The sequence below is a fragment of the Ferruginibacter sp. genome (assembly GCF_049840995.1).
Taxonomy (GTDB): domain Bacteria; phylum Bacteroidota; class Bacteroidia; order Chitinophagales; family Chitinophagaceae; genus Ferruginibacter.
In genome coordinates this window covers 1,199,550-1,220,371 of sequence record NZ_JASGIP010000003.1, presented here as the reverse complement: position 1 = coordinate 1,220,371, position 20,822 = coordinate 1,199,550, and the positions used below count along the sequence as shown (strand labels likewise).

The window sequence follows — 20,822 nt, the reverse complement described above, 5'->3', positions numbered from 1 at the left end:
TAAAGTTTAATTCTTAAAAACCAAATACGCAATTAGCGGGCAACCCTTTTGGATGAGCGAACGGCAATCGCTTAATAACTCAGTAATTTATATACCGCATCTTCCAGCCTTGAATAAGCCATAAAATTCTTTTCCAGTTCCAGGTTGAAGGGGATCGGCGTATCCAGGCTGGCACAACGCATCACCGGGGCATCTAAGTACTTAAAACAATGCTCGGCTATCCATGCTGCCACTTCGCCGCCAATGCCGCCGGTTAATGTGTCTTCGTGCAGTATCAATACTTTTCCCGTTGCTGCCACTGCTTCTTCAATTGCTTCATAATCCAGGGGCAATAAGGTACGCAGGTCCAGCAGCTCGATACTGATGTCTTTATTTTTATGAGCAAAATCGAGCGCCCAATGCACGGCAGCGCCATAGCTAATGATGGTGATATCATCGCCATGCTGCACCGTTCTCGCCTTGCCTATTTCGATTTCATAATACTCGTCCGGTACGGTACCGCTTACACTACGATACAATGCTTTATGTTCAAAGTATAAAACAGGATTGGGATCGTTGATAGCAGCGATCAATAATCCTTTTGCATCCATCGGTGTAGAGGGATACACTACTTTCAATCCCGGCGTATGCACAAACCACGCTTCGTTACTCTGGCTATGAAAAGGCCCCGCACCCACACCGCCACCGGTTGGCATGCGTATCACCACATCCGCATGCTGTCCCCAGCGGTAATGAATTTTTGCAAGATTATTAATGATCTGGTTAAAGCCTACCGTTACAAAATCAGCGAACTGCATTTCCATCATACTTTTATATCCTTCCAGGCTTAAGCCCAATGCGGCGCCCACAATTGCGCTTTCGCACAAAGGCGTGTTGCGTACCCTTGCTTTGCCAAACTCCTGTACAAAACCTTCGGTTATTTTAAATGCCCCACCGTATTCTGCAATATCCTGGCCCATCAGTACCAGGTTAGGGTGTTGCTGCATGGATTGGTAGAGGGCTTCTTTGATACCGTCGATAAATCGCCGTTCATGAGTTACGGGTTGCGGGTTTGTTGATTGTTTGTTTTCAATCAACAACGATTCATAACCCGTAGCCCGTAACTTATAGACATCTTCCACCTCCTCTTCCGTATCCACTTCCATCGGCGCTGCGTTGTAGGCTATTTGTAATTCGCTTTCAATATGTGCTTTTATTTCCTGTTGAATACTTTCTATATCGGCTGCTGTTAAAATGTTTTCGCTTACAAGATATTCCTCATAGTTTTTTACCGGGTCTTTTTTGGCCCACAATTCAAACAGTTCGGGTGGTACATATTTTACGCCACTGGCTTCTTCGTGTCCCCGCATACGAAAGGTCATACATTCCACCAGGTAAGGTTTTTGATTGGTGATGCAATATTCTCTTATGCCTTTGATCGTATCATACACTTCCAGCAGGTTATTACCATCAATGCGTACACCTTCCATGCCGTATCCTTTGGCTTTATCCACCAGGCTGAAGCAGCGGTATTGTTCATTTACCGGTGTGCTTAATCCATAACCGTTGTTCTCAATAATAAATATCACGGGCAGGTCCCATACCGCAGCTGTATTCAGCGCTTCATGAAAATCACCTTCGCTGGTGCCGCCATCGCCACTGAAGGCCAGCGATACTTTATTTTCCCCTTTTAATTTATGCGCCAGCGCCACACCATCAGCAATAGCCAGTTGCGGGCCCAGGTGAGAGATCATGCCACAGATATGATGTTCCTTATTACCAAAATGAAAACTTCTTTCACGTCCTTTACTATAACCTTCTTTATTGCCCTGCCATTGCATGAACAGTTTGTGTAATGGCATATTACGATTAGTGAACACACCCAGGTTGCGATGCAGCGGCATTATCCATTCATCCTGCTGTAACGCAAGTGTTGCACCTGCGGCAATAGCTTCCTGGCCAATACCACTGAACCATTTGGAAATTTTTCCCTGGCGCAGCAATACCAGCATTTTTTCTTCTATCATTCTTGGTAAAAGAATAGAGCGGTAAAACTGTATGAGCTGTGTATTGGAGAGGTCTTTTTTATCGAACTGCATATCGTTGTTTGAGTAACACAAATGTAAAGATGTGCCCGCAGATGACGCAGATTTCATAGAGGATATTTTAAAACAGGGATTATCCCCGCAGATTACGCGGAGTTCGCAGAAAAAATCAGAAAATGGTTAATGTAGAGACCTAATTTAAATGGCTACATTCAAAAAAAAAATCAGCGCAATCCGCGTCATCTGCGGGACCTGCCTTAATACCCGGATGATCTTTTTTCCTCTTCGGGAAATGCTTTTTTATGCACCAGCGAGTTGAAGAATGAAAGCAGTATGCTGAATAATAAAGCGTGCCAGAAACTTTCCACTTTAAAGCCACCCACAAAATGATCGTCGATCAGAATAATACAGGCGTTTATTACAAACAGGAATAAACCCAGCGTAATGATGGTTGCCGGCAAGGTAAGCAGCACCAGCAATGGTTTAATAAATGCATCCAGGAAGGATAATACCACTGCTACTATCAGTGCAGTGAACATATCCTTGATCTCTATACCCGGTAAAATATAGGCCAGTATAAAAACATTCACCGCACACACCAGTATTTTGATCAGCCATTTTTTCATATTCCTAAATTACAATTAGTTCGTAAAAATCCTCCGGATTCAGGTATTTTTTTGCCAGTTCCCTTATTTCTTCTGCGGGAATGGTTTTTATGGTATTCACGGAATCGTAAAAATATTTTTCATCCAGCCCGTTCAGGATAATATTCTTCCAGCGGCCCATTAACTGGAAAGGCCCATCCAGGTCGCCCAGTATGGTTCCGATCAAATAGTTACGTACCAGCAATAATTCTTCTTCATCCACCAGTTCTTCCCTTAGCAATTTCATTTCTTTATATACTTCTTCCACCGTTGCTTCACTTACATCTTTACCGGCTTCGGTGCTTATCATCCAGGCCGTTTGCTGCAAATGGTTTTGTACATAACTATGTATGCCATAAGTATAGCCTTTGTCTTCGCGTATATTGCTCATCAGCCTGCTGCCGAAATAGCCGCCAAACAAGGTATTCAGCACCATCACCTTCATAAAATCCGGATGATGACGGTCGGGGAAATGCCTTGCTAACCTGATAGCGCCCTGCACACCTTCCGTATCATTCTGTATACGATATTTTTTTTCTGTTGCAGGAGCCATTTCAATTACCGGTAAGGATCCCGTATGTGCTTTTAAGCTAAGTGCGCCAAAGTTTGTATTCAGTTGCTGCTGCAGGTCGGCAGGTAATTTTCCGCTTACAAAAAGCACACAGCTGCCGTTTAAATAATACTGTTTGTAAAATTCTTTCAGCAAACCTGTATTCAATGCGTCAATATCTTCAGGATTGGTATAAGTGCCATAAGGATGTTTTTCGCCGTATAAATAAGCATCTATCAAACGGGCAGCAACAAATTCGCTTTTCTTTAAATTCACACTCAGTCTTTGTTTGCTGTTCTGCTTATAAGTTGCCAGTTCTTCTTCTAAAAAAACCGAATCGGTTATCATTTCTTTAATTACCGGCAACAGTTTATCCATGTGTTTGCTCAGCGATGAAAGACTGATCACAGATGTTTCGTTATAGCAGGCCCTGCTGCAGTGGGCGCCGTAATATTCAAACGATTCGTTTATTTCAAAAGCGGTTTTGGTACTGGTGCCGTTCTTTAATAAAAAATTGGTGGCGCCTGCAACGGCTTTTTGTTTTTCAAAAAAGTTACCGGCATAAAAAACCAGCTCCAGTTGAAATACTTCCTGTGTGCCTGCATCGAGTGTATATACGGGCACTCCATTATCCAGTTCAAAAAAAGTATAAGGTTTTAAAGTAAGATCAAACTCTATTGCATCTTTTATCGGCGGCGCTATTGTTCTGTTCAGCATGGGTGGTAATAATATCTTTTAATTGGCCAGGTAGTATAGTGTGTTGGAGTTGTTGTTGTCAAATATCAGTTTGCATTCGCTACTGATGGCAGCTTCGGTTACGGCCTGGTACAACTGCAGTTCTTTATTGATAAGGTCTGCATCGCCCAGCAATTCGTACATGGCAATGCTGGTGGCTTTGTTCATCACGCTCATGTCTTCAAAAGCCATCATGCTTTCTGTTTTATTCTTTACTTTTTCCAGTTCTTTGGTGGTAACACCTTCGTCCTGCATTTTTTGTATCTCTTCGTTCAACGCAGCTTCTGCCTGCTGCATACTTACGCCTTTTACCAGTTTGCCTTCAATGGTCAGCAACCCGGCATCGGTACTGCCCATGTGATAGCATTCAATATTGCTGAAAAGTTTTTTTTCTTTCACCAGCGACTGGAACAATCTTGATGAGGCGCCTCCGCCCAGTATTTCGCTGATCAGGTCAGCCACATAGTAACGTTTATCCGTACGCGAATATATATGCCAGCATTTATACAGTGCATCCAGCGGTACATTGGCTTTTACTTCCATAGTGCGTGGGGCTGTTTGCTTAGGTTCTACCGGAATATTGCGTACATATTTTTCGCCGGCGGCAATTGGGCCAAACCATTTTTCTGCAAGCGCTTTCACCTGTTCTGTTGTAACATTTCCTGCAACCACCAATATGGCATTGTTGGGCGTATAATGTTTAAAGAAAAACGATTTCACATCCTGCAGGGTGGCATTTTCAATATGGCTCAGTTCTTTACCGATCGTCATCCAGCGGTAGGGGTGCGTGGTATAGGCTAGTTCCCGCATTTTATGCCACACATCACCGTAAGGTTTATTGATGTAATGCTCTTTAAATTCTTCCGATACCACTTTGCGTTGCGTATCCAGGCTTTTTTTACCAAATGCCAGCGACAGCATACGGTCGCTTTCCAGCCAGAAAGCGGTTTCAATATTTTCGGCCGGTAACTGGCAGTAATAGTTGGTAAGATCGTTGGTAGTAAAGGCGTTGTTCTCTCCACCGGCTACCTGCAGCGGCTCATCGTAAGAAGGTATATTGATGCTGCCGCCAAACATCAGGTGTTCAAATAAATGGGCAAAACCGGTCTTTTGGGGGTCTTCGTCCCGGGCGCCTACATCGTACAAAACATTCACCACAGCCATCGGGGTGCTTTTATCTTCATGCACCAGCACTTTTAATCCATTGGGTAATACAAATCTTTCAAATTGAATCATGCTGCAAAGGTAAGCAGGGTGGAACGGTATTTACAAATCCATTATTTTATACTGGCGGGGCGCAGGTTCAGCATTATAAAAGTTTCTCCTCTTTTTACGATCACTTTTATATCATCGTTAGGGGTTTGCAGTATATTCTTATAGGTCATGATGTTGTGCGACAAATTATTATTCACCGAAAACAATTCATCGCCTACTTTGATCTTTGCCTTTGCACCGGGAGAACCTTCGATCACATCGCCAACAATGATCTTACCGTTCTCGTAAAATATACCCAGGCCGGTATAGGCATAATCAAAGTTATCCCTGAAGTGCCCGTTGGGAGAAAGATTGATCTCCCGCTGCGGGTAATTGATCACCATGTTGAAGCGGCGCAACAGGTCGTTGCCGATCAGTCCACCGGTGAAAGGAAAAGAAGTAACATTATACAGGTCTTCGTATAAATGCGTGGGCACCTGCCGGAATTTGTAGGGCCCTATCTTCAACTCTTTTATCACGGTAAGCCGCATTTGCAGTTTACCACCAAAACCCTGCGCCTGTGTAACCACCGGTTTGCGCCTGCTCAGCAATACGGCGCTGTCTTCAGCAAATTGTTCGCTCATTAAAAAACAAAGGCCGGCACCGGTATCAAAATAATAATTGTACCCAATCTTTTTACGGTCTTTAATATCGGCCCATTGTATAGGTAATGCGGTAAACACCGGCCGCAGCGTGGTACTGTTCCTGGGATATTTTATTTTGCCGGGTGTGTACACTTCAATGATACTGCTGTCGAAGTTTACACTCACTATATACCGGCTGAAGAAACTGTACCCGATGATGCCATCCACTTTTTCGCCATACACACTGGTCAGTACCTCGTAATTGTTCACATGAAAATTAAGGTGCTTTATTTCCAGGCCGGTCAGGTGCAGGGATTGATCAAAAACAAACGGCACTTTTCTTATCCCGCCAATGCCGGTAATAGTAGTATCGCTGGCTACAGTATGTATATTGAATTCGGCACAGGTGGATGAATCGAGGGAGATACCGCCGCTGCCTGTATCCAGTATAAAATTAAGACTGTCCGGCAGGTTACCTATCCGGGCCTGTATCACCATTACGCCACCATTGAACTGTTTAAAGGGGAAACTGGTCACCAGCTTTGCTTCGGGCTGGGGCATTGAAAGGATCTCCTGCCCCTTACAAAAAAAAGTGGATAAAAGGCTGTAAGTAAGAGCGAATAATATGCAAAATAATTTTCTCATGCAAGCGCTTGCTAATATACAACCTAATGGATGTACTTTTGTTGTTAATTACACAAAAGGCAGTTATGGAATTGAATGATTTATACCAGAAAGCGCTGGGCTTTGCGTTTCTTTCAGTAGAAGAAGGTATGTACCTGTTTGAGCATGCGCCACTTACAGAATTGATGTATGTGGCAGATGAATTGCGAAAAAAACAGGTGCCGCACGGAAAAGTTACCTGGCAGATAGACCGCAATGTGAACACCACCAACGTGTGCATTGCCAATTGCAAGTTTTGCAATTTTTACCGCATACCCGGTCATGCAGACGCCTATATCACCGATATAGCAACTTATAAAAGAAAGATCGACGAAACGATCAAATACGGTGGCGACCAGCTATTGCTGCAGGGCGGCCATCACCCCGAACTGGGATTGCGTTTTTACGTAGATCTTTTTAAGGAACTGAAGAGCCTGTATCCCAATATTAAACTGCATACGCTGGGCCCGCCGGAAATTGCCCACATCACCAAACTGGAAAAAAGCACTCACCGCGAAGTGCTGGTGGCATTAAAAGAAGCCGGCATGGACAGCCTGCCGGGAGCCGGTGCCGAAATACTGACGGATAGGGTGAGAAGGCTGATCAGCAAGGGCAAATGCGGCGCACAGGAATGGCTGGATATCATGCACGAGGCGCATAAACTAAATATCACCACATCGGCCACCATGATGTTTGGCCACGTGGAAACTTTGCAGGAACGCTTTGAGCACCTGGTAAAATTAAGGGAAGTGCAGAGCCGCAAACCCGAAGAGGCGAAGGGCTTTTTAGCATTCATTCCATGGACCTTCCAGGATGTGGATACATTGCTGGCCAAGATACGTGGCGTGCATAATCTTACTACTGCCGAAGAATACATCCGTATGATCGCCATCAGCCGCATTATGCTGCCGAATGTAAAGAACATACAGGCCAGCTGGCTCACCGTGGGCAAGCAGGTGGCGCAACTCTGTTTAAATGCAGGCGCCAACGATTTCGGCAGCATTATGATAGAGGAAAATGTAGTGAGTGCAGCCGGTGCACCGCATCGCTTTACCAGCACCACTATACAGCAATCCATCAGGGAAGCAGGCTTTGAACCACAGCTGCGCAACCAGCAATACGAATGGAGAAAAATTCCTGAAAGTATTATAGAACAGGTTATAGACTATTAAAAAATATACGATACATGAGCAACAAAGAAGAGCTGGTAAAAACATTGCGCCGCTTTAGAATGATCGCTATTGCAGAAGGCATTTCATTTTTAGTATTACTGCTGGTGGCCATGCCACTGAAATACATGCTGGATATACCCATAGCAGTAAAAGTATGTGGCTGGATACACGGCGCCCTGTTTGTAGCCTTTATTTATTTTGCCTTTGAAGTATTTACATCTTTCAAAAAAAGTTTTGGCTGGCTGGCAAAAGCATTCTTAGCATCCATTCTTCCGTTCGGCACTTTTGTGCTGGACAGGGAATTGAAAATGGAAGAACAGATATTGATCAGGAAATAATTCATCTCCATGGCAGAAGACCTTACCATAATTGAAGGCACCAAGGCCGAAGTATATGATTCGTTGGTGCCGCAGATAAAAGCATTGATCGATGGCGAGCCAGACCTGGTGGCCAACCTGGCCAATATTGCTGCTGCATTAAAAGAGCAGTTTAAATGGTTGTGGGTGGGCTTTTATATGGTAAAGCCGTTGGCAAACGGCGCAGCAGGTGAAGAACTGGTGCTGGGGCCCTTCCAGGGACCGGTGGCGTGTACACGAATTAAAAAAGGCAGGGGTGTATGCGGCAGCGCCTGGCAAAATGCCACTACATTGATAGTGCCTGATGTTGAAAAATTTCCCGGCCATATCGCCTGCAGCAGTTTATCCCGTTCAGAAATTGTAGTGCCGATTTTTAAAGGCGATCAAGTGATCGGTGTACTGGATGTTGACAGTGAACTGCTGGACCAGTTTGATGAAACGGATAAAAGATACCTGGAGGAGATCGTAGCAACTATAGCCCCTGTCCCCTAAAGGGGAACTTAGATTGTTGCTTTATTTTTTTATTACAGCAGCTTAAGAATTGTTATTTTCCAATAATAATAAATAGGCTTCGATCATTGAGCCTCAGTTCCCCCGGAATTTATCCCGATTTTATCGGGAGGGGGCGGAGGGGGTGTGACATCTTTCCAACCCCACAAATATTTACATGCGTACGTACGATACGGGCTCCACTTTTTACTGATCTGCAGCATTTTTTCTTTCATCGCTTTTTTATCAGTGTTGTCGATCTTATATATTTTGCACATGGCCTGCTGTATACCCAGGTCATCCACCGCAAACACATCTTCCCTGCCCAGTGTAAACATCAGTATCATTTCCACCGTCCATTGGCCCACGCCTTTTATTTGTGTAAGGTATTTGATCAGCGCTTCATTGCTCATTTTGTGCAGCATTGCATCAGTAATATTTTCTGCAATAAAAAAATTGCAAACATTCAGCACATAATTGGCCTTGGCATTACTGAGGCCGATGGCCCGCAATGTTTCAAAAGGTGTTGCAACAATTTGCGCTGCAGTAGGGCTCTTACCGCCATAAAGATCCAGGAAGCGCTGCTGAAAAACATCTGCCACCTTAGTGCTCAGTTGCTGGCTCATAATAGAATTGCAGAGGTGCAGGTGAATATTTTTGCGTTTCACCATTACATGCGGATTTTCAGCCGGTAATATCTTTTGTAATTTTTTGTCTTTACTTAAATGGACAATATGCGACATGAAGAAGATTTAGGGGCCTAATTTCAGTATTTTTTTGCATTTGACGCTTATTAAAAGCGGTATTAATAACCATTAAAAATGCCCTCGCAACAGGCCGTTGCGGCAATATTTTAACGGTTCATTAAATTATTTGCCGTTATTTTGCAGCTTCAAAATTAATTATGAAGAAAATAGTACTTGTTGTTGTTGCTTTTGTGTCTGCTGCTGCTGCGATTGCCCAGGACAAAAACAAAACCACCTCTAAAACTGACCTTATAAACCGTGCCGGAGACCATATTATGCTGCAACTGAGCACCGATCACTGGGCCGGTACCTTACCTGATAGTATTAAAGACCATACAAAAGGCTTATCCCGGGGCGCCAATATTTATGTAATGATGAATAAGCCCTTCAAAAACAACCCACAGTTCAGCGCTGCATTTGGTGTGGGTATCGGTTCTACCAATATGTATTTTAAAAATATTAATATAGATGTTAAGTCAACAGCCACCAAGCTGCCCTTTACATCACTCGACTCTACCAGCCACTTTAAAAAATACAAGCTTACTACTGCTTACCTTGAAATTCCTGTGGAATTAAGGTTTGTGAAAGATCCGTCCAGGATGAACAAAAGCCTTAAAGCAGCTATCGGCATTAAAGTAGGTACCTTATTAAGCGTGCATACCAAGGGAAAAACACTGCAGAACAAAAGCGGCAGCACCATTAATTCTTATACTGAAAAAGAATACAACAAACGCTTTTTCAACTCCACCAGGCTGGCAGCCACCGGCCGTGTGGGTTTAGGCAATTATTCTATATTCGGCAGCTACCAGATCACCACCCTGTTAAAGGATGGTGTGGGACCTGAGATCCATCCTTTCGAGATCGGTTTTTGCCTCAGCGGCCTGTAAATACATCACTACCAGGTTTTTGAAAACGACCTGTTAATATACTCAAACCCGATGTTGCAACATCGGGTTTTTTGTTTGAAATAACCTAACTTTGCGCCTCACTCCTTAACATGAGCGACGAAATCAAACATGAGTGCGGATTGGCTTTTATCCGGCTCCGCAAACCTTTCAGTTATTTTCAACAACAATACGGCACAGTATTGTATGGCCTTAACAAGCTGTACCTGCTGATGGAAAAACAACACAACCGTGGCCAGGATGGCGCCGGTATTGCCACTATTAAGCTGAATACAGAGCCGGGTTACCCCTTTATGCACCGTATACGCAGTTGCGCCAACCAGCCTATTGCAGATATTTTCAGCCAGGTGGGTAAAGAGATATCCGAACTGGAAAAATACCAGCCCGATATCAAGAACCATCCCGGGTTGATGAAAGGTAATGTGAGTTTTTTGGGCGAAGTGCTGCTGGGTCATTTAAGGTATGGTACGCAGGGTAAGAACAACGTGGAGTTTTGTCACCCGTTCATTAAAAGGCATACTATCCCTGCAAGGAATTTAGCGCTGGCCGGTAATTTCAACCTCGTAAATACAGAAGAACTTTTTGGCCTCGTGAATATTGATCCGGGAGAGTTTCAGCGCCAGAGTGATTTGGCTGCGATGATGGAAGTTCTCCATCATTTCCTGGTAAAAGCAGATGAAGCAGCGCCGGGCCATATGGATATTGCCAAAGTGCTGAAAAAAGCCGTGCCTTTATTTGATGGTGGTTTTAACTTCAGCGGACTGGTAGGCAATGGCGATGCTTTTGTAATGCGGGATGCACATGGTATACGGCCTTCTTATTATTATATCAACGATGATGTAATTGTTGCAGCCAGTGAAAGGGCCGCTATCAGGACCGCTTTTAATGTGGGCGAGAATGAAGTGCAGGAACTGATGCCGGGCAATGCCATTATTGTAAAAGCAGACGGCAGTTTTTCAATAGAAGAAATCGTGCCGGCCAAAGAAAGAAGGGCCTGTAGCTTTGAACGTATTTATTTCAGTCGTGGCAGTGATGAAAAGATCTACCGCGAAAGGATACAGCTGGGTTATAACCTGAGCAATGTTATTTTAAAAGTGATCAAGTACGATCTGAAGAACACGATCTTTTCTTTTATACCCAATACAGCAGAAACTGCTTTTTATGGTTTATTGAAAGGCGCAGAAGATTACCTGAATAAAATAAAGATAGAACGTATTGCCAGCTGGGGTAAAGATATTGACGAGGAAAAGCTTACCGAAATGATCACCCGTAAAATACGTTTTGAAAAGATCGCTATCAAAGACGTAAAACTGCGTACATTCATTACCGAAGATGCCAGCCGCAACGAAATGGTGCAGCACGTATATGATATTACGTATGGCACAGTTCGCAAGAACGAGGATACGCTTGTAGTAATTGATGATAGTATTGTACGAGGCACCACGTTGAAGGAAAGTATCATCCGTATGCTGGCCCGCCTGCAACCTAAAAAGATCATCATTGTTTCTTCGGCTCCGCAGATACGTTACCCCGATTGTTACGGTATCGATATGAGCAAGCTGGGCGATTTTATTGCCTTCCGTGCTGCTATTGAATTACTGCATGATACCAGGCAGGAACATATTTTAACCGAAACACTGGAAAAGTGTAAGGAGTTGCAGCGCAATAACCAGCTGCATACGCAAAACCTGGTATGTGATATTTACAAACCTTTTTCATTAAAGGAGATCTCCAAAAAGATCGCGGAACTGGTTACACCTAAAGGGCTGGATATTCCGATACAGGTAATTTATCAAACCATCGAAAGCCTGCACGAAGCCTGTCCCACCAATACCGGCGACTGGTATTTTACCGGTAACTATCCCACACCTGGTGGTAACCGTGTTTGTAACAAAGCCTTTATGAATTACATGGAAGGGAAGAATGTGCGGGGGTATTAACGTAAGAATGCGCCTGTGGCGCATTCAGAAAAGCATGCCAAAGGCATGATTACCCAAAAATCTCATTCAGCAAGCCCGCCAGCCTTACACCACCTTTCAACAGCTGGCTGTTCAATGTATCTACGTACTGGAAATTATAATTATAGCTTAATTTCTGATCGGGTTCTTTTATATCGCCATATACTTTATCTGCAATTTTATAGGATTCCACGATCCAGTCGGCTACTGTATTTGCCTGCAGCGCTTTGCGCATTTCTTTGGTGGTAAAGTTGATAGCGGTTGCATATTCTGTATAGCTCAGCTCCTGGAAGTTTACCAGCTGCGTATCCCAAACAGTGTGCAGGTTGCTCGGCGCATTGAACCATAACACTTTTACTTTATTACCACCCTGGTCATCTGCATGACCTACGTGCAAAGGCTGGTGCACATCACCTACAATATGTATCAGCAGGCGCAGGTACAACACTTTTTTAGTATGGTCCAGGTCTTTATTCTTTAACTGTTCGGTCAAAAAATTAATTTTCGTGTAGGCGTCAGTGGCAGTATCACTGGCCAGGTAATTCCGGATGCTGTCTTCAGTCAATCCACCTTTGATATTGATAAAATGCCAGTTGTATAAATAATTATAATTGGGATCAGATTTTATAAAATCGGGCCAGTTGCTCGCCATTGCTACCGATTCGTTGCCCAGTATGTCAAAAATGGCTCTTTTGGTTTTTTTAGTAAGATAGCTGTCTGCGATCTGGCCAACAATACGGTGACCCAACACACCCCATGCCATACTGCTGAAAGGGATATACAACAGTGCACAGCACAATACGATCTTTTTTACCAGTTTTAGTTTCATATAAAGTGTTTAATGGTTAAAGTTATTGGTTATACCTTTTACAACAGGTGCCGTTGATAAAATTTTCAGAAAGATAACCTGTTTTGTTTACTCTGTTATTTCAAATAATAATAATTGCGCTTTTTCAGCCTTTTCAAAATTATTATCGGCAACAAATACCAGTGTTTTATGCCCATTGGGCAATACCGGTCCAAAAGTTACGCCTTCCACATTATCAATATAAATACCCAGGTCGTCCATATTCAGCAACAGCTTTTTTGTGGCAGGCACAAAGCTGCTGTTACCCTTCAGCGAAGCAATATTTTTTATATCCGTGGCATTGTGCAGATCAGTAATAAATACCCTTATGGTGCAGGCAGCACGGCCTGTTGAAAAAGAGCGTTCGATCACTAAAAATTTATCAGTACCTATATTTAAAATATCCGGTATACCATTTATTTTAAAAGCATTGGCGGGGTTTGCAGGATAAGCAACCGGCTCCAGCTTATAAGCATATTGGGCAGTGTTCTTCCTGCTGGCCACATCAAATTTTAAAATGCGGATAAAGGCGTTGTTCTCAGTTATATCAGCTCTTGGCCCATCTTCATACAGGGGTTCCTCTACATTTACAAAAAGTGTTTTGTAATTATTGGCAAAGCTCATGCCTTCCAGCACCCCGTTTTGCCTGGGCCCGTTTTCGGTAGCATGCATTGTTAAATTAGCGGGCAATTCAAAACTGTGTTTAAAACTGCCATCCAGCCCAATGCTTGTAACAGCGGGGTTGGCCAGTATGGTATCTTTTTCCTTTACAATTCTTTCGCCTTCGCTGCTCCAGATCAACTGGTTCAATACCGGGCTATAGCGGATGGCTTCCGGGTCGGGTACATGCAGGCGGTCCTGTTTTTTATTGGGATATACCGTGTTATCGGGTTGCAGCAGGCTCCTGGTATCTGTAAAAACTGCACTGTCGATGCCATGTGGAGTGATGAATATTTTCGCTTTATAAAAACGTGCGGGGTTATTATCGCTCCTGTCGTCGCAGATAAAATAATAGCAATCATTTTTTTTATCATAATCAATACCTGATAAGCCACCCACCACGGTATTTTTATACAAAAGATTATAAGGAATATCATACTCGCCTAAAAACTTTACAGCGCTGATATTTTCTGCCGAAGGCATTACAAAAGACTTTTTGGAAGTACCGCAGGAGATAAGGAATAGAACAGTACAACCAATTAAAGAAGAGAGCCTGAACATGCTTTTTTATTTAGGGTACAAATTTGCTAAAAGAACCGATATCTTTTGTTAATTACCCGTTTATCTGGAAATTATTTTATTTTTATACAAACATGTATTGTGAAAACATTGCTTATTATACGCCATGCAAAAAGCGACCAGGGCTTTTTCGGCAACGACTTTGAGCGCCCACTGAATGATCGGGGCAAAAGAGACGCTCCTGAAATGGCCAAAAGAATACGCAGCCGCAATATTGCGATCGACGCATTTGTATCAAGCCCTGCAGTACGGGCTAAAAAAACAGCCGAGTTTTTTTGCGAAGTGTATAATCAAAAGTTATCGGATATTATTTTCATCAGCAGCCTTTACCATGCACCGGCCCCTGAGTTTTACGAAGTCATCAGGTCGCTGGATGATAAGTATGATACCATCGCCATTTTTGCACACAATCCCGGCATTACTTATTTTGTAAACGAACTGGTGGCCAATACCAGGGTGGATAATATGCCTACTGCTGCGGTATTTGCGATACAGATGCCTTCAGGCCAATGGAAAGATTTTGCAAGCTCCAAAAAAGAATTCCTGTTCTTTGATTATCCCAAGAATAATTAAGCTTATAATTTCTTTTCAAAATATACTGCTGTATCCTGCGGATTATGGTAATAAGCGGGTATTTCGTAAAAGCCATATTTTTTATACAGGTTAATGGCGGGCAGCATGTGATTGAGTGTATCCAGCCGTATGAATTTATAATTACAACGCCGGGCCAGTACAATTGCCTGCTCCAGCAGTTCTTTGCCGATACCTTTATGCTGCTGCGCTGTTTGCACAAACATGCGTTTGAGTTCGGCAATATCAGCAGCATTTCTTCTTAACGCAACACAGGCAATAAAAGCATTATTTTCCCTGCAAAGAATGATGCCACCATCCTTGTCATTATACATTACCGGCAGTTCCTTCAGTTCATCATCAAAATGCTGAAAGCCCAGGTCGATGCCCAGCCATGCAGCATATTCTTTAAACAATTGTGCCGCCGCTTTATATTCTTCTTCTTTAGATGCCAGTATATACTCAATCATTTTTAATGGGTTTATTAGCAAGATAAACTCCCGTAAATATCAATACTGCCGCTGCAATTTTATACAGTTCCAGTTGTTCGTGTAAAAATATCATGGCGATGATGGTTGCAAAAAAAGGTTGTGTGTAAATATAAAAGCCCGCTGCAGAAGCACCCAGCACTTTTATGCCATATACATTGAACAGGTAAGCCAAAAATGTTCCGGTAAATGCTACCAGTGCCATAGTGGTAATATCAACAGCATTAAAGTTGCTCCATTCTATGGCCGTAAACTCATTCCAGCCAAAGGGCAGCACCATCAGCAAGCCCAGGGTAAATATCCAGCGGGTGATCATTACGGGATTGTACTGTTGCATCAATGGCTTTACGATGATGAAATAAATGGTGTAAGAAACCGCATTGATCACGATGAGCAGGTCGCCCCACAACGCTTCATTGCCAGTGGTGCCGCTGCCCCTGGCCAGTATCAATACTACTGCGCCGGTAATGCCCAGCACCAGGCCGGCTATCTTTAATATCCCTAGTCTTTCTTTTAACACCCATGCCGCGATGAACACAATTAAAATAGGCGTGGTAAGCATTAGCAGCGAAGCGTGGATGGGATAGGTCAATGAAAGGCCTTTTAAAAACAATAACTGGTTAATAGCAATGCCCGTTAAGGCGCACCATATAAAACGGGGCCAGTCTTTTTTTTCGATCCGCTTTTCTGCAGGGGCATTTTTTTGTAACGGTCGCAGCAGGTACAGTATCCAGAACAATATAACACTTACGGCTACACGTACTACATTTATACCAAATGGTTTTGCCACCCCGGTACTGGTAAGGTGTTTTACCGCACTCAGGTTAATGGCGAAAAAAAGATTGGTGAACAGCAGTGCTAAATGGGCCGTTGTTTTTTTGTTGATGGGCATAATGATGCTGCAAATGTAGTTCGCCGAAAATTCTTTTCGGCTAAAGCTGAAAAATTTAGCCACGGATTACACAGATTGGCACGGATTTTCAATAACAAAGGTGGGTATTTTGATCCGTGAAAATTCGTGTCATCCGTGGCCAACCTTTCGGTTGTGTGCCGAAAATTCTTTTCGGCGAAAGTGAGCCCGAAATAGAATTTCGGGGCACAAAAAAGCCATTACGCTTTTACACATAATGGCCTTATACTTACTAACCCCTAATAAGTGAAAAAGATCTATGATGCCTGCATCTCTTTTACCTTTTCTCTTATCTTGGTTTCTATTTCTGTAGCCAGTTCCGGGTTGTCCAGCATCAGTTGCTTTACCGATTCTCTTCCCTGGCCTAATTTATCGTTGTTGTAGCTGAACCAGCTGCCGCTTTTTTGTACAATGCCCAGTTCCACACCCATATCAATGATCTCGCCGGTCTTGGAGATACCTTCACCAAAGATGATATCAAATTCTGCCTGGCGGAATGGCGGCGCCACTTTATTTTTTACCACTTTCACTTTTACATGGTTACCTACTGCTTCATCACCATCTTTTATCTGCGTCATGCGGCGAATATCCAACCTTACGGAAGCATAGAACTTCAATGCATTACCACCGGTGGTTGTTTCGGGGTTACCGAACATTACACCGATCTTTTCCCGCAGCTGGTTGATGAATATGCAAACGGTATTTGTTTTATGAATAGTTGCCGTTAATTTTCTTAAAGCCTGGCTCATCAACCTTGCCTGCAGCCCCATTTTGCTGTCGCCCATTTCACCTTCCAGTTCTCCTTTGGGTACCAATGCTGCTACAGAATCTATCACCACTACATCCAGCGCTCCTGAAAGTATCAGGCGGTCTGCAATTTCCAAAGCCTGCTCACCATAATCCGGTTGAGAGATCAGCAGGTTATCTATATCCACGCCCAGTTTTTTTGCATATATGCTGTCGAAAGCATGTTCCGCATCAATGATAGCACACATGCCACCTTTTTTCTGCGCTTCTGCAATTACATGCGTGGCCAGGGTTGTTTTACCACTGCTTTCCGGTCCATAGATCTCGATCACCCTGCCCCTTGGCAAACCGCCAATGCCTAATGCCACATCAAGACCAATAGAGCCCGTGGAGATAACATCTATTTCCAGGTTACTCTTCTCATTCATCATCATTACCGATCCTTTGCCAAAATCTTTATCGATCTTATCAATAGTTAATTTCAGCGCCTTAAATTTTTCTGATTTTTCCAATTTTTCTGTTGCGTTGCTCATGTCTTTTGATTTTATGTTGATGTACCTGATTTTACGATTGTAAATGTAATCGGTGCACCAAAGATAATGACTTTATTTTATCAACACTAATTATTTTAGTATTTTTTTGATAATTTTTTTAGCCGGGTAATTTTCCCGCAGATTACGCGGAATGCGCAGGAATAGAATTGGGCTAAAGCCCAATAGGGTTAGCCACGGATTACACGGATCGACACGGAATTTTTTTGCCTGCGGCAAAAACCATCATTATAAACAGGAAGAATAAATGTAGCTGGTTGGTGTGGTCTGCGGCCAATTTTTTCGCATTTCTGCGCCTTCTGCGAAATCTGCGGGAAATAAAAAAACCCATCCCGGGGAACCGGGACAGGTTGTGTTCAAGCATGAGAAAAATCTACTATTGTAATTTCTCGAGTTTTCAGGTTGGGCTTAAAATACGGGCCTCTACCATAAAATGTATATATAGTTTGTAAAGGGTCTTTCTATTTAATAAAGTTCTCTACAAAGAGAAGTTAGTTTTGTGATGTAAACAATACCACAAAGTGGTAATTTTTTGGGCGAAAATACCGTTTTTTGGTCATTATATGTTTTTTTGTTTTAATACCGGGGCATAATATTAGAATTTATCTATTCGTGTTTGGTTGAATTACACCCGAAGGTTTTGGCCCAAACCAACGTCTAAATACCAGCTGTTTTGCTTAAAAGCACCCGTTTCTCATTGCTATACTTTAATAAAACCCTGACCAATGCATTTTAAAAAACCCTTTGTTATTACCAGCCTTTGCCTGCTGGTATTCCTGTTTCAGCAATGTTCCAAAAAAGATGACGGGACAACAACTACTTCAGAAACGGTTGCAGCGCCTAACCTGCCTGCAACCGCTTTTAATTACATCAACACTTACCCGGCATTTATACAGGCATCTTTAAATGTAAATGATAACACACCTGCAGATAATGCTATTACCAACGATGGCGCCACATTGGGCAGGGTATTGTTTTATGACAAACATTTTTCCAAGAACAATACCATCAGCTGCGGCAGCTGTCATAAACCCGAAAATTCTTTTAGTGATAACGCGGTGTTAAGCAAAGGATTTAATGATGGCCTCACCAGCAGGCATTCGATGGCTTTGCTGAATGTGCGTTTTTACAAATCCGGCAAAATGTTCTGGGACGAAAGAGCGCCTACGCTGGAAAAACAAATATTACAACCCATTCAAAACACGGTGGAAATGGGGCTTACTTTAGCAGAGCTGGAAACCAAGGTGAAATCGTTGAGTTATTATCCTGCCTTATTTCAAAAAGCATTCGGCAGCACACAGATCGATTCTGTAAGGATCGCAAAAGCGGTATCACAGTTCCTGCGCTCTATTGTTACTTTTCAAAGCAAGTACGACCAGGTAAAACAGGGCCTTGCTGCTTTTACTGCCGATGAAGCTGCAGGCGAACAGCTTTTTTTAGCGCCTGCACCCGGCGGTGGCGCGGCATGTGCCGGTTGCCATACACCACCTATGTTCCTCACTTCATCACCGGCGGGACCTTTTGCCTTTCCCGATCCGGATGATGCAGGTATCAATAATCAAAACCGTTTTAAATCGGGCAGCCTGCGCAATATTGCTTTAACGGCCCCTTACTTTCATAACGGTAAGGTATCCACGCTGAATGCGATGCTGAATGGCGGCCCCCCGGGCAGCCCCGCTAATATACCGGCGCATAGTGTTGCTCCTGCAGATGTGGCTAAATTTTTGGCCTTTCTGCAAACACTTACCGACAACAGTGTAACTACTGAGGCAAGGTTTTCTGATCCTTTTAAATAGTGATCAACCCCGCATTAATTTAATGCGGCCCAGGATAAAGTTCTTTCCATTGTTGTAAAAGAAATCATCCAAAAACTGGTTGATGTTAATGGCTGCCAAACCATTGGCGTTGAAGAGTGGCGGCAGTTCGTTCTTCATGTCCTGCTTCAGTTGCTCCAGCCCGTCGGCAGTTTTGCAGCAGTCAATGGCATTGATGAGGCCATCAAAATCGGTGCCCATGCAAATTTGCTTCACTGCTTTTTGCAGATCGATGGAAGCATGCTGGCTGGCCACCCATAAAATGTGCACGATATTATTGAGCAGGAATTTGCGGTGCATCTTTACATACAGCGAAGGATCAAGATCCTCAAAATCCTCGCTGGCCCATACATCCGTATCATCGGGCCATACGGGTAATACAGTGGGGTTAGGGCCTAAAAAGAAATCAGCTTCCATGTGGCTGATATATTCCACATCATGCGGCACTGTTACATTCAGTAATACGTTTTCATCGGCAAAGCCCAGTATGCGCTGGTCGAACGATAGCCCGATGATACCGCCGGATAAGAATATATTGGCAATGTCTTCATCGTATAAATTAATGCTGCTGCAATTATGATAGCAATCACCTGCATGTTTGCTTTTAGGTTTTACATAAGCCACTTCGTACACCAGCCCTTTATCCACCGGTTGTTTCAATAAAAATTTTGCACGGTCTTTTATCGACAACCCCGTGGTACCTGCATGCGTGCAGATAATAGGCTGGCTGAATTTTGTATCATCATTTTCATCTTTGAACCAGCTGTACAGTTCCCATCTTGTTTTCAGGCTCATGTGTTTGATATCGGCCAGTATCTTTTTATCTATCATCAGCTGTATCACTTCGCGGCCCCATTGTGTAATGCCCGTGCGGGTGGGATAAAAATAGGCCGGGTTAATGAACTGTATACCGTGTGCATGATTGCAAAAAGGATTCTGCTGCATGTGGCATACATTAATGGCCACCACCGTATGTGCATCGGTAAAACTGCTGAAGTTGGCCAGGAATTTTTCTTTTGCATCCAGCGCATTGGGATCGTTGAAAAAGCAATGCAGGCCTTCTACTATGATGGCGCCAAAAACAGTGTTATTATCTGCTTCATCAAAATCAGTTGACTTACTTACTATTTTAAATTTTGCTCCGGCAACTTCGGGTACGGCTTCCTGTAACCATCGCAGTTCTTCTGTTATCAATTCAAAACTATGCACGCCCGATGCCAGAACGGCGAGCTGTGTTTTATCTATCAGGTTCACACTGCCTTTGTTCACGATCTTTTTTTCGCTGAGGCCCTGGCCGATCTTCTGTTCCGGCGCATGCAGTATCACCCCTATCAGCTTTACCTGGTTTTGCAGCAGCTGCGTAAGGTTGGATTGTGAGTTGAGTGTTTCGTTGAACAGTTTATTAATGCTGAGGTTGATATCTCTCGATAAAGCAAGTTTGGCATTGATAAAATCCCATGGAGAGGGCTTTTTAGCGGGATCAGAAAACTGGGGCTTCAGCCCGGGATGGCAATGAAAATCGAAGAATGGCATACAGGAATCGTTTTAAGATATTAAATATACTCATTATATTTTG

The 20,822-nt window shown here is 43.3% G+C and carries 19 protein-coding genes; 7 read left to right on the top strand and 12 right to left on the bottom strand.

What is annotated here, in order from left to right:
- Nucleotides 1–71: 71 nt before the first annotated feature.
- The 5 genes from QM738_RS07095 to QM738_RS07075 all read right to left on the bottom strand — a co-directional run bounded on the left by QM738_RS07095 (nucleotide 72) and on the right by QM738_RS07075 (nucleotide 6,436).
- Nucleotides 72–2,078, bottom strand: coding sequence for an alpha-ketoacid dehydrogenase subunit alpha/beta (locus QM738_RS07095; protein ID WP_462276703.1), 2,007 nt, complete (start codon nucleotides 2,076–2,078; stop codon nucleotides 72–74).
- 203 nt (nucleotides 2,079–2,281) lie between these two features.
- Complete coding sequence (locus QM738_RS07090) at nucleotides 2,282–2,650, bottom strand: phage holin family protein (RefSeq protein WP_462275984.1); 369 nt, start codon at nucleotides 2,648–2,650, stop codon at nucleotides 2,282–2,284.
- Nucleotides 2,651–2,654: 4 nt separating this feature from the next.
- The gene (locus QM738_RS07085; protein ID WP_462275983.1) at nucleotides 2,655–3,935 is read right to left on the bottom strand and encodes a M16 family metallopeptidase; all 1,281 of its coding nucleotides are present in this window, start codon (nucleotides 3,933–3,935) and stop codon (nucleotides 2,655–2,657) included.
- An 18-nt stretch (nucleotides 3,936–3,953) separates the two neighbouring features.
- Complete coding sequence (locus tag QM738_RS07080; protein ID WP_462275982.1) at nucleotides 3,954–5,189, bottom strand: M16 family metallopeptidase; 1,236 nt, start codon at nucleotides 5,187–5,189, stop codon at nucleotides 3,954–3,956.
- Nucleotides 5,190–5,230: 41 nt separating this feature from the next.
- The gene (locus tag QM738_RS07075) at nucleotides 5,231–6,436 is read right to left on the bottom strand and encodes an aspartyl protease family protein (RefSeq protein WP_462275981.1); all 1,206 of its coding nucleotides are present in this window, start codon (nucleotides 6,434–6,436) and stop codon (nucleotides 5,231–5,233) included.
- 65 nt (nucleotides 6,437–6,501) lie between these two features.
- Here QM738_RS07075 and mqnC point away from each other — a divergent pair, with 65 nt between their 5' ends.
- From mqnC to QM738_RS07060, 3 genes are read left to right on the top strand one after another with little or no spacing between them, the layout of a single operon-like run.
- On the top strand, nucleotides 6,502–7,626 hold the full coding sequence (gene mqnC / locus QM738_RS07070) for a cyclic dehypoxanthinyl futalosine synthase (RefSeq protein WP_462275980.1): 1,125 nt from the start codon (nucleotides 6,502–6,504) through the stop codon (nucleotides 7,624–7,626).
- A 14-nt stretch (nucleotides 7,627–7,640) separates the two neighbouring features.
- Complete coding sequence (locus QM738_RS07065) at nucleotides 7,641–7,964, top strand: DUF3817 domain-containing protein (protein WP_462275979.1); 324 nt, start codon at nucleotides 7,641–7,643, stop codon at nucleotides 7,962–7,964.
- Nucleotides 7,965–7,973: 9 nt separating this feature from the next.
- Nucleotides 7,974–8,474 carry a GAF domain-containing protein gene (locus tag QM738_RS07060; protein ID WP_462275978.1) on the top strand — a complete coding sequence of 167 codons (501 nt, stop codon included), beginning with the start codon at nucleotides 7,974–7,976 and terminating at the stop codon, nucleotides 8,472–8,474.
- An 83-nt stretch (nucleotides 8,475–8,557) separates the two neighbouring features.
- On the opposite strand, the gene QM738_RS07055 is transcribed toward QM738_RS07060, so the two are convergent.
- Nucleotides 8,558–9,214 (bottom strand): DNA-3-methyladenine glycosylase family protein, encoded by a 657-nt coding sequence (locus QM738_RS07055; RefSeq protein ID WP_462275977.1) that lies wholly within the window; start codon nucleotides 9,212–9,214, stop codon nucleotides 8,558–8,560.
- A 161-nt stretch (nucleotides 9,215–9,375) separates the two neighbouring features.
- Between QM738_RS07055 and QM738_RS07050 the strand changes: the two genes are divergently transcribed.
- Nucleotides 9,376–10,104 carry an outer membrane beta-barrel protein gene (locus tag QM738_RS07050; protein ID WP_462275976.1) on the top strand — a complete coding sequence of 243 codons (729 nt, stop codon included), beginning with the start codon at nucleotides 9,376–9,378 and terminating at the stop codon, nucleotides 10,102–10,104.
- Nucleotides 10,105–10,214: 110 nt separating this feature from the next.
- Complete coding sequence (locus QM738_RS07045) at nucleotides 10,215–12,062, top strand: amidophosphoribosyltransferase (RefSeq protein WP_462275975.1); 1,848 nt, start codon at nucleotides 10,215–10,217, stop codon at nucleotides 12,060–12,062.
- Nucleotides 12,063–12,111: 49 nt separating this feature from the next.
- On the opposite strand, the gene QM738_RS07040 is transcribed toward QM738_RS07045, so the two are convergent.
- Together QM738_RS07040 and QM738_RS07035 are read right to left on the bottom strand one after the other, a co-directional pair.
- Entirely contained in the window at nucleotides 12,112–12,909 is a 798-nt protein-coding gene (locus QM738_RS07040; protein ID WP_462275974.1) for a S1/P1 nuclease, read from the bottom strand.
- A gap of 87 nt (nucleotides 12,910–12,996) precedes the next feature.
- Nucleotides 12,997–14,148: an esterase-like activity of phytase family protein gene (locus QM738_RS07035; RefSeq protein WP_462275973.1), complete on the bottom strand. Its 1,152-nt coding sequence runs from the start codon at nucleotides 14,146–14,148 to the stop codon at nucleotides 12,997–12,999.
- 99 nt (nucleotides 14,149–14,247) lie between these two features.
- Between QM738_RS07035 and QM738_RS07030 the strand changes: the two genes are divergently transcribed.
- Nucleotides 14,248–14,739: a SixA phosphatase family protein gene (locus QM738_RS07030; RefSeq protein ID WP_462275972.1), complete on the top strand. Its 492-nt coding sequence runs from the start codon at nucleotides 14,248–14,250 to the stop codon at nucleotides 14,737–14,739.
- Nucleotides 14,740–14,741: 2 nt separating this feature from the next.
- On the opposite strand, the gene QM738_RS07025 is transcribed toward QM738_RS07030, so the two are convergent.
- The 3 genes from QM738_RS07025 to recA all read right to left on the bottom strand — a co-directional run bounded on the left by QM738_RS07025 (nucleotide 14,742) and on the right by recA (nucleotide 17,414).
- Nucleotides 14,742–15,206, bottom strand: coding sequence for a GNAT family N-acetyltransferase (locus tag QM738_RS07025; protein ID WP_462275971.1), 465 nt, complete (start codon nucleotides 15,204–15,206; stop codon nucleotides 14,742–14,744).
- Nucleotides 15,199–16,116 carry a DMT family transporter gene (locus QM738_RS07020; protein WP_462275970.1) on the bottom strand — a complete coding sequence of 306 codons (918 nt, stop codon included), beginning with the start codon at nucleotides 16,114–16,116 and terminating at the stop codon, nucleotides 15,199–15,201. The genes QM738_RS07025 and QM738_RS07020 overlap by 8 nt, the downstream gene beginning before the upstream one ends.
- A 275-nt stretch (nucleotides 16,117–16,391) precedes the next feature.
- Complete coding sequence (recA, locus tag QM738_RS07015; RefSeq protein ID WP_462275969.1) at nucleotides 16,392–17,414, bottom strand: recombinase RecA; 1,023 nt, start codon at nucleotides 17,412–17,414, stop codon at nucleotides 16,392–16,394.
- A gap of 743 nt (nucleotides 17,415–18,157) precedes the next feature.
- On the opposite strand from recA, the gene QM738_RS07010 reads away from it, so the two are divergent.
- The gene (locus tag QM738_RS07010) at nucleotides 18,158–19,228 is read left to right on the top strand and encodes a cytochrome-c peroxidase (RefSeq protein WP_462275968.1); all 1,071 of its coding nucleotides are present in this window, start codon (nucleotides 18,158–18,160) and stop codon (nucleotides 19,226–19,228) included.
- A gap of 3 nt (nucleotides 19,229–19,231) precedes the next feature.
- Here the strand turns inward: QM738_RS07010 and QM738_RS07005 are convergent, their stop codons facing one another.
- Nucleotides 19,232–20,779 carry a membrane dipeptidase gene (locus tag QM738_RS07005; RefSeq protein ID WP_462275967.1) on the bottom strand — a complete coding sequence of 516 codons (1,548 nt, stop codon included), beginning with the start codon at nucleotides 20,777–20,779 and terminating at the stop codon, nucleotides 19,232–19,234.
- Nucleotides 20,780–20,822: the final 43 nt, after the last annotated feature.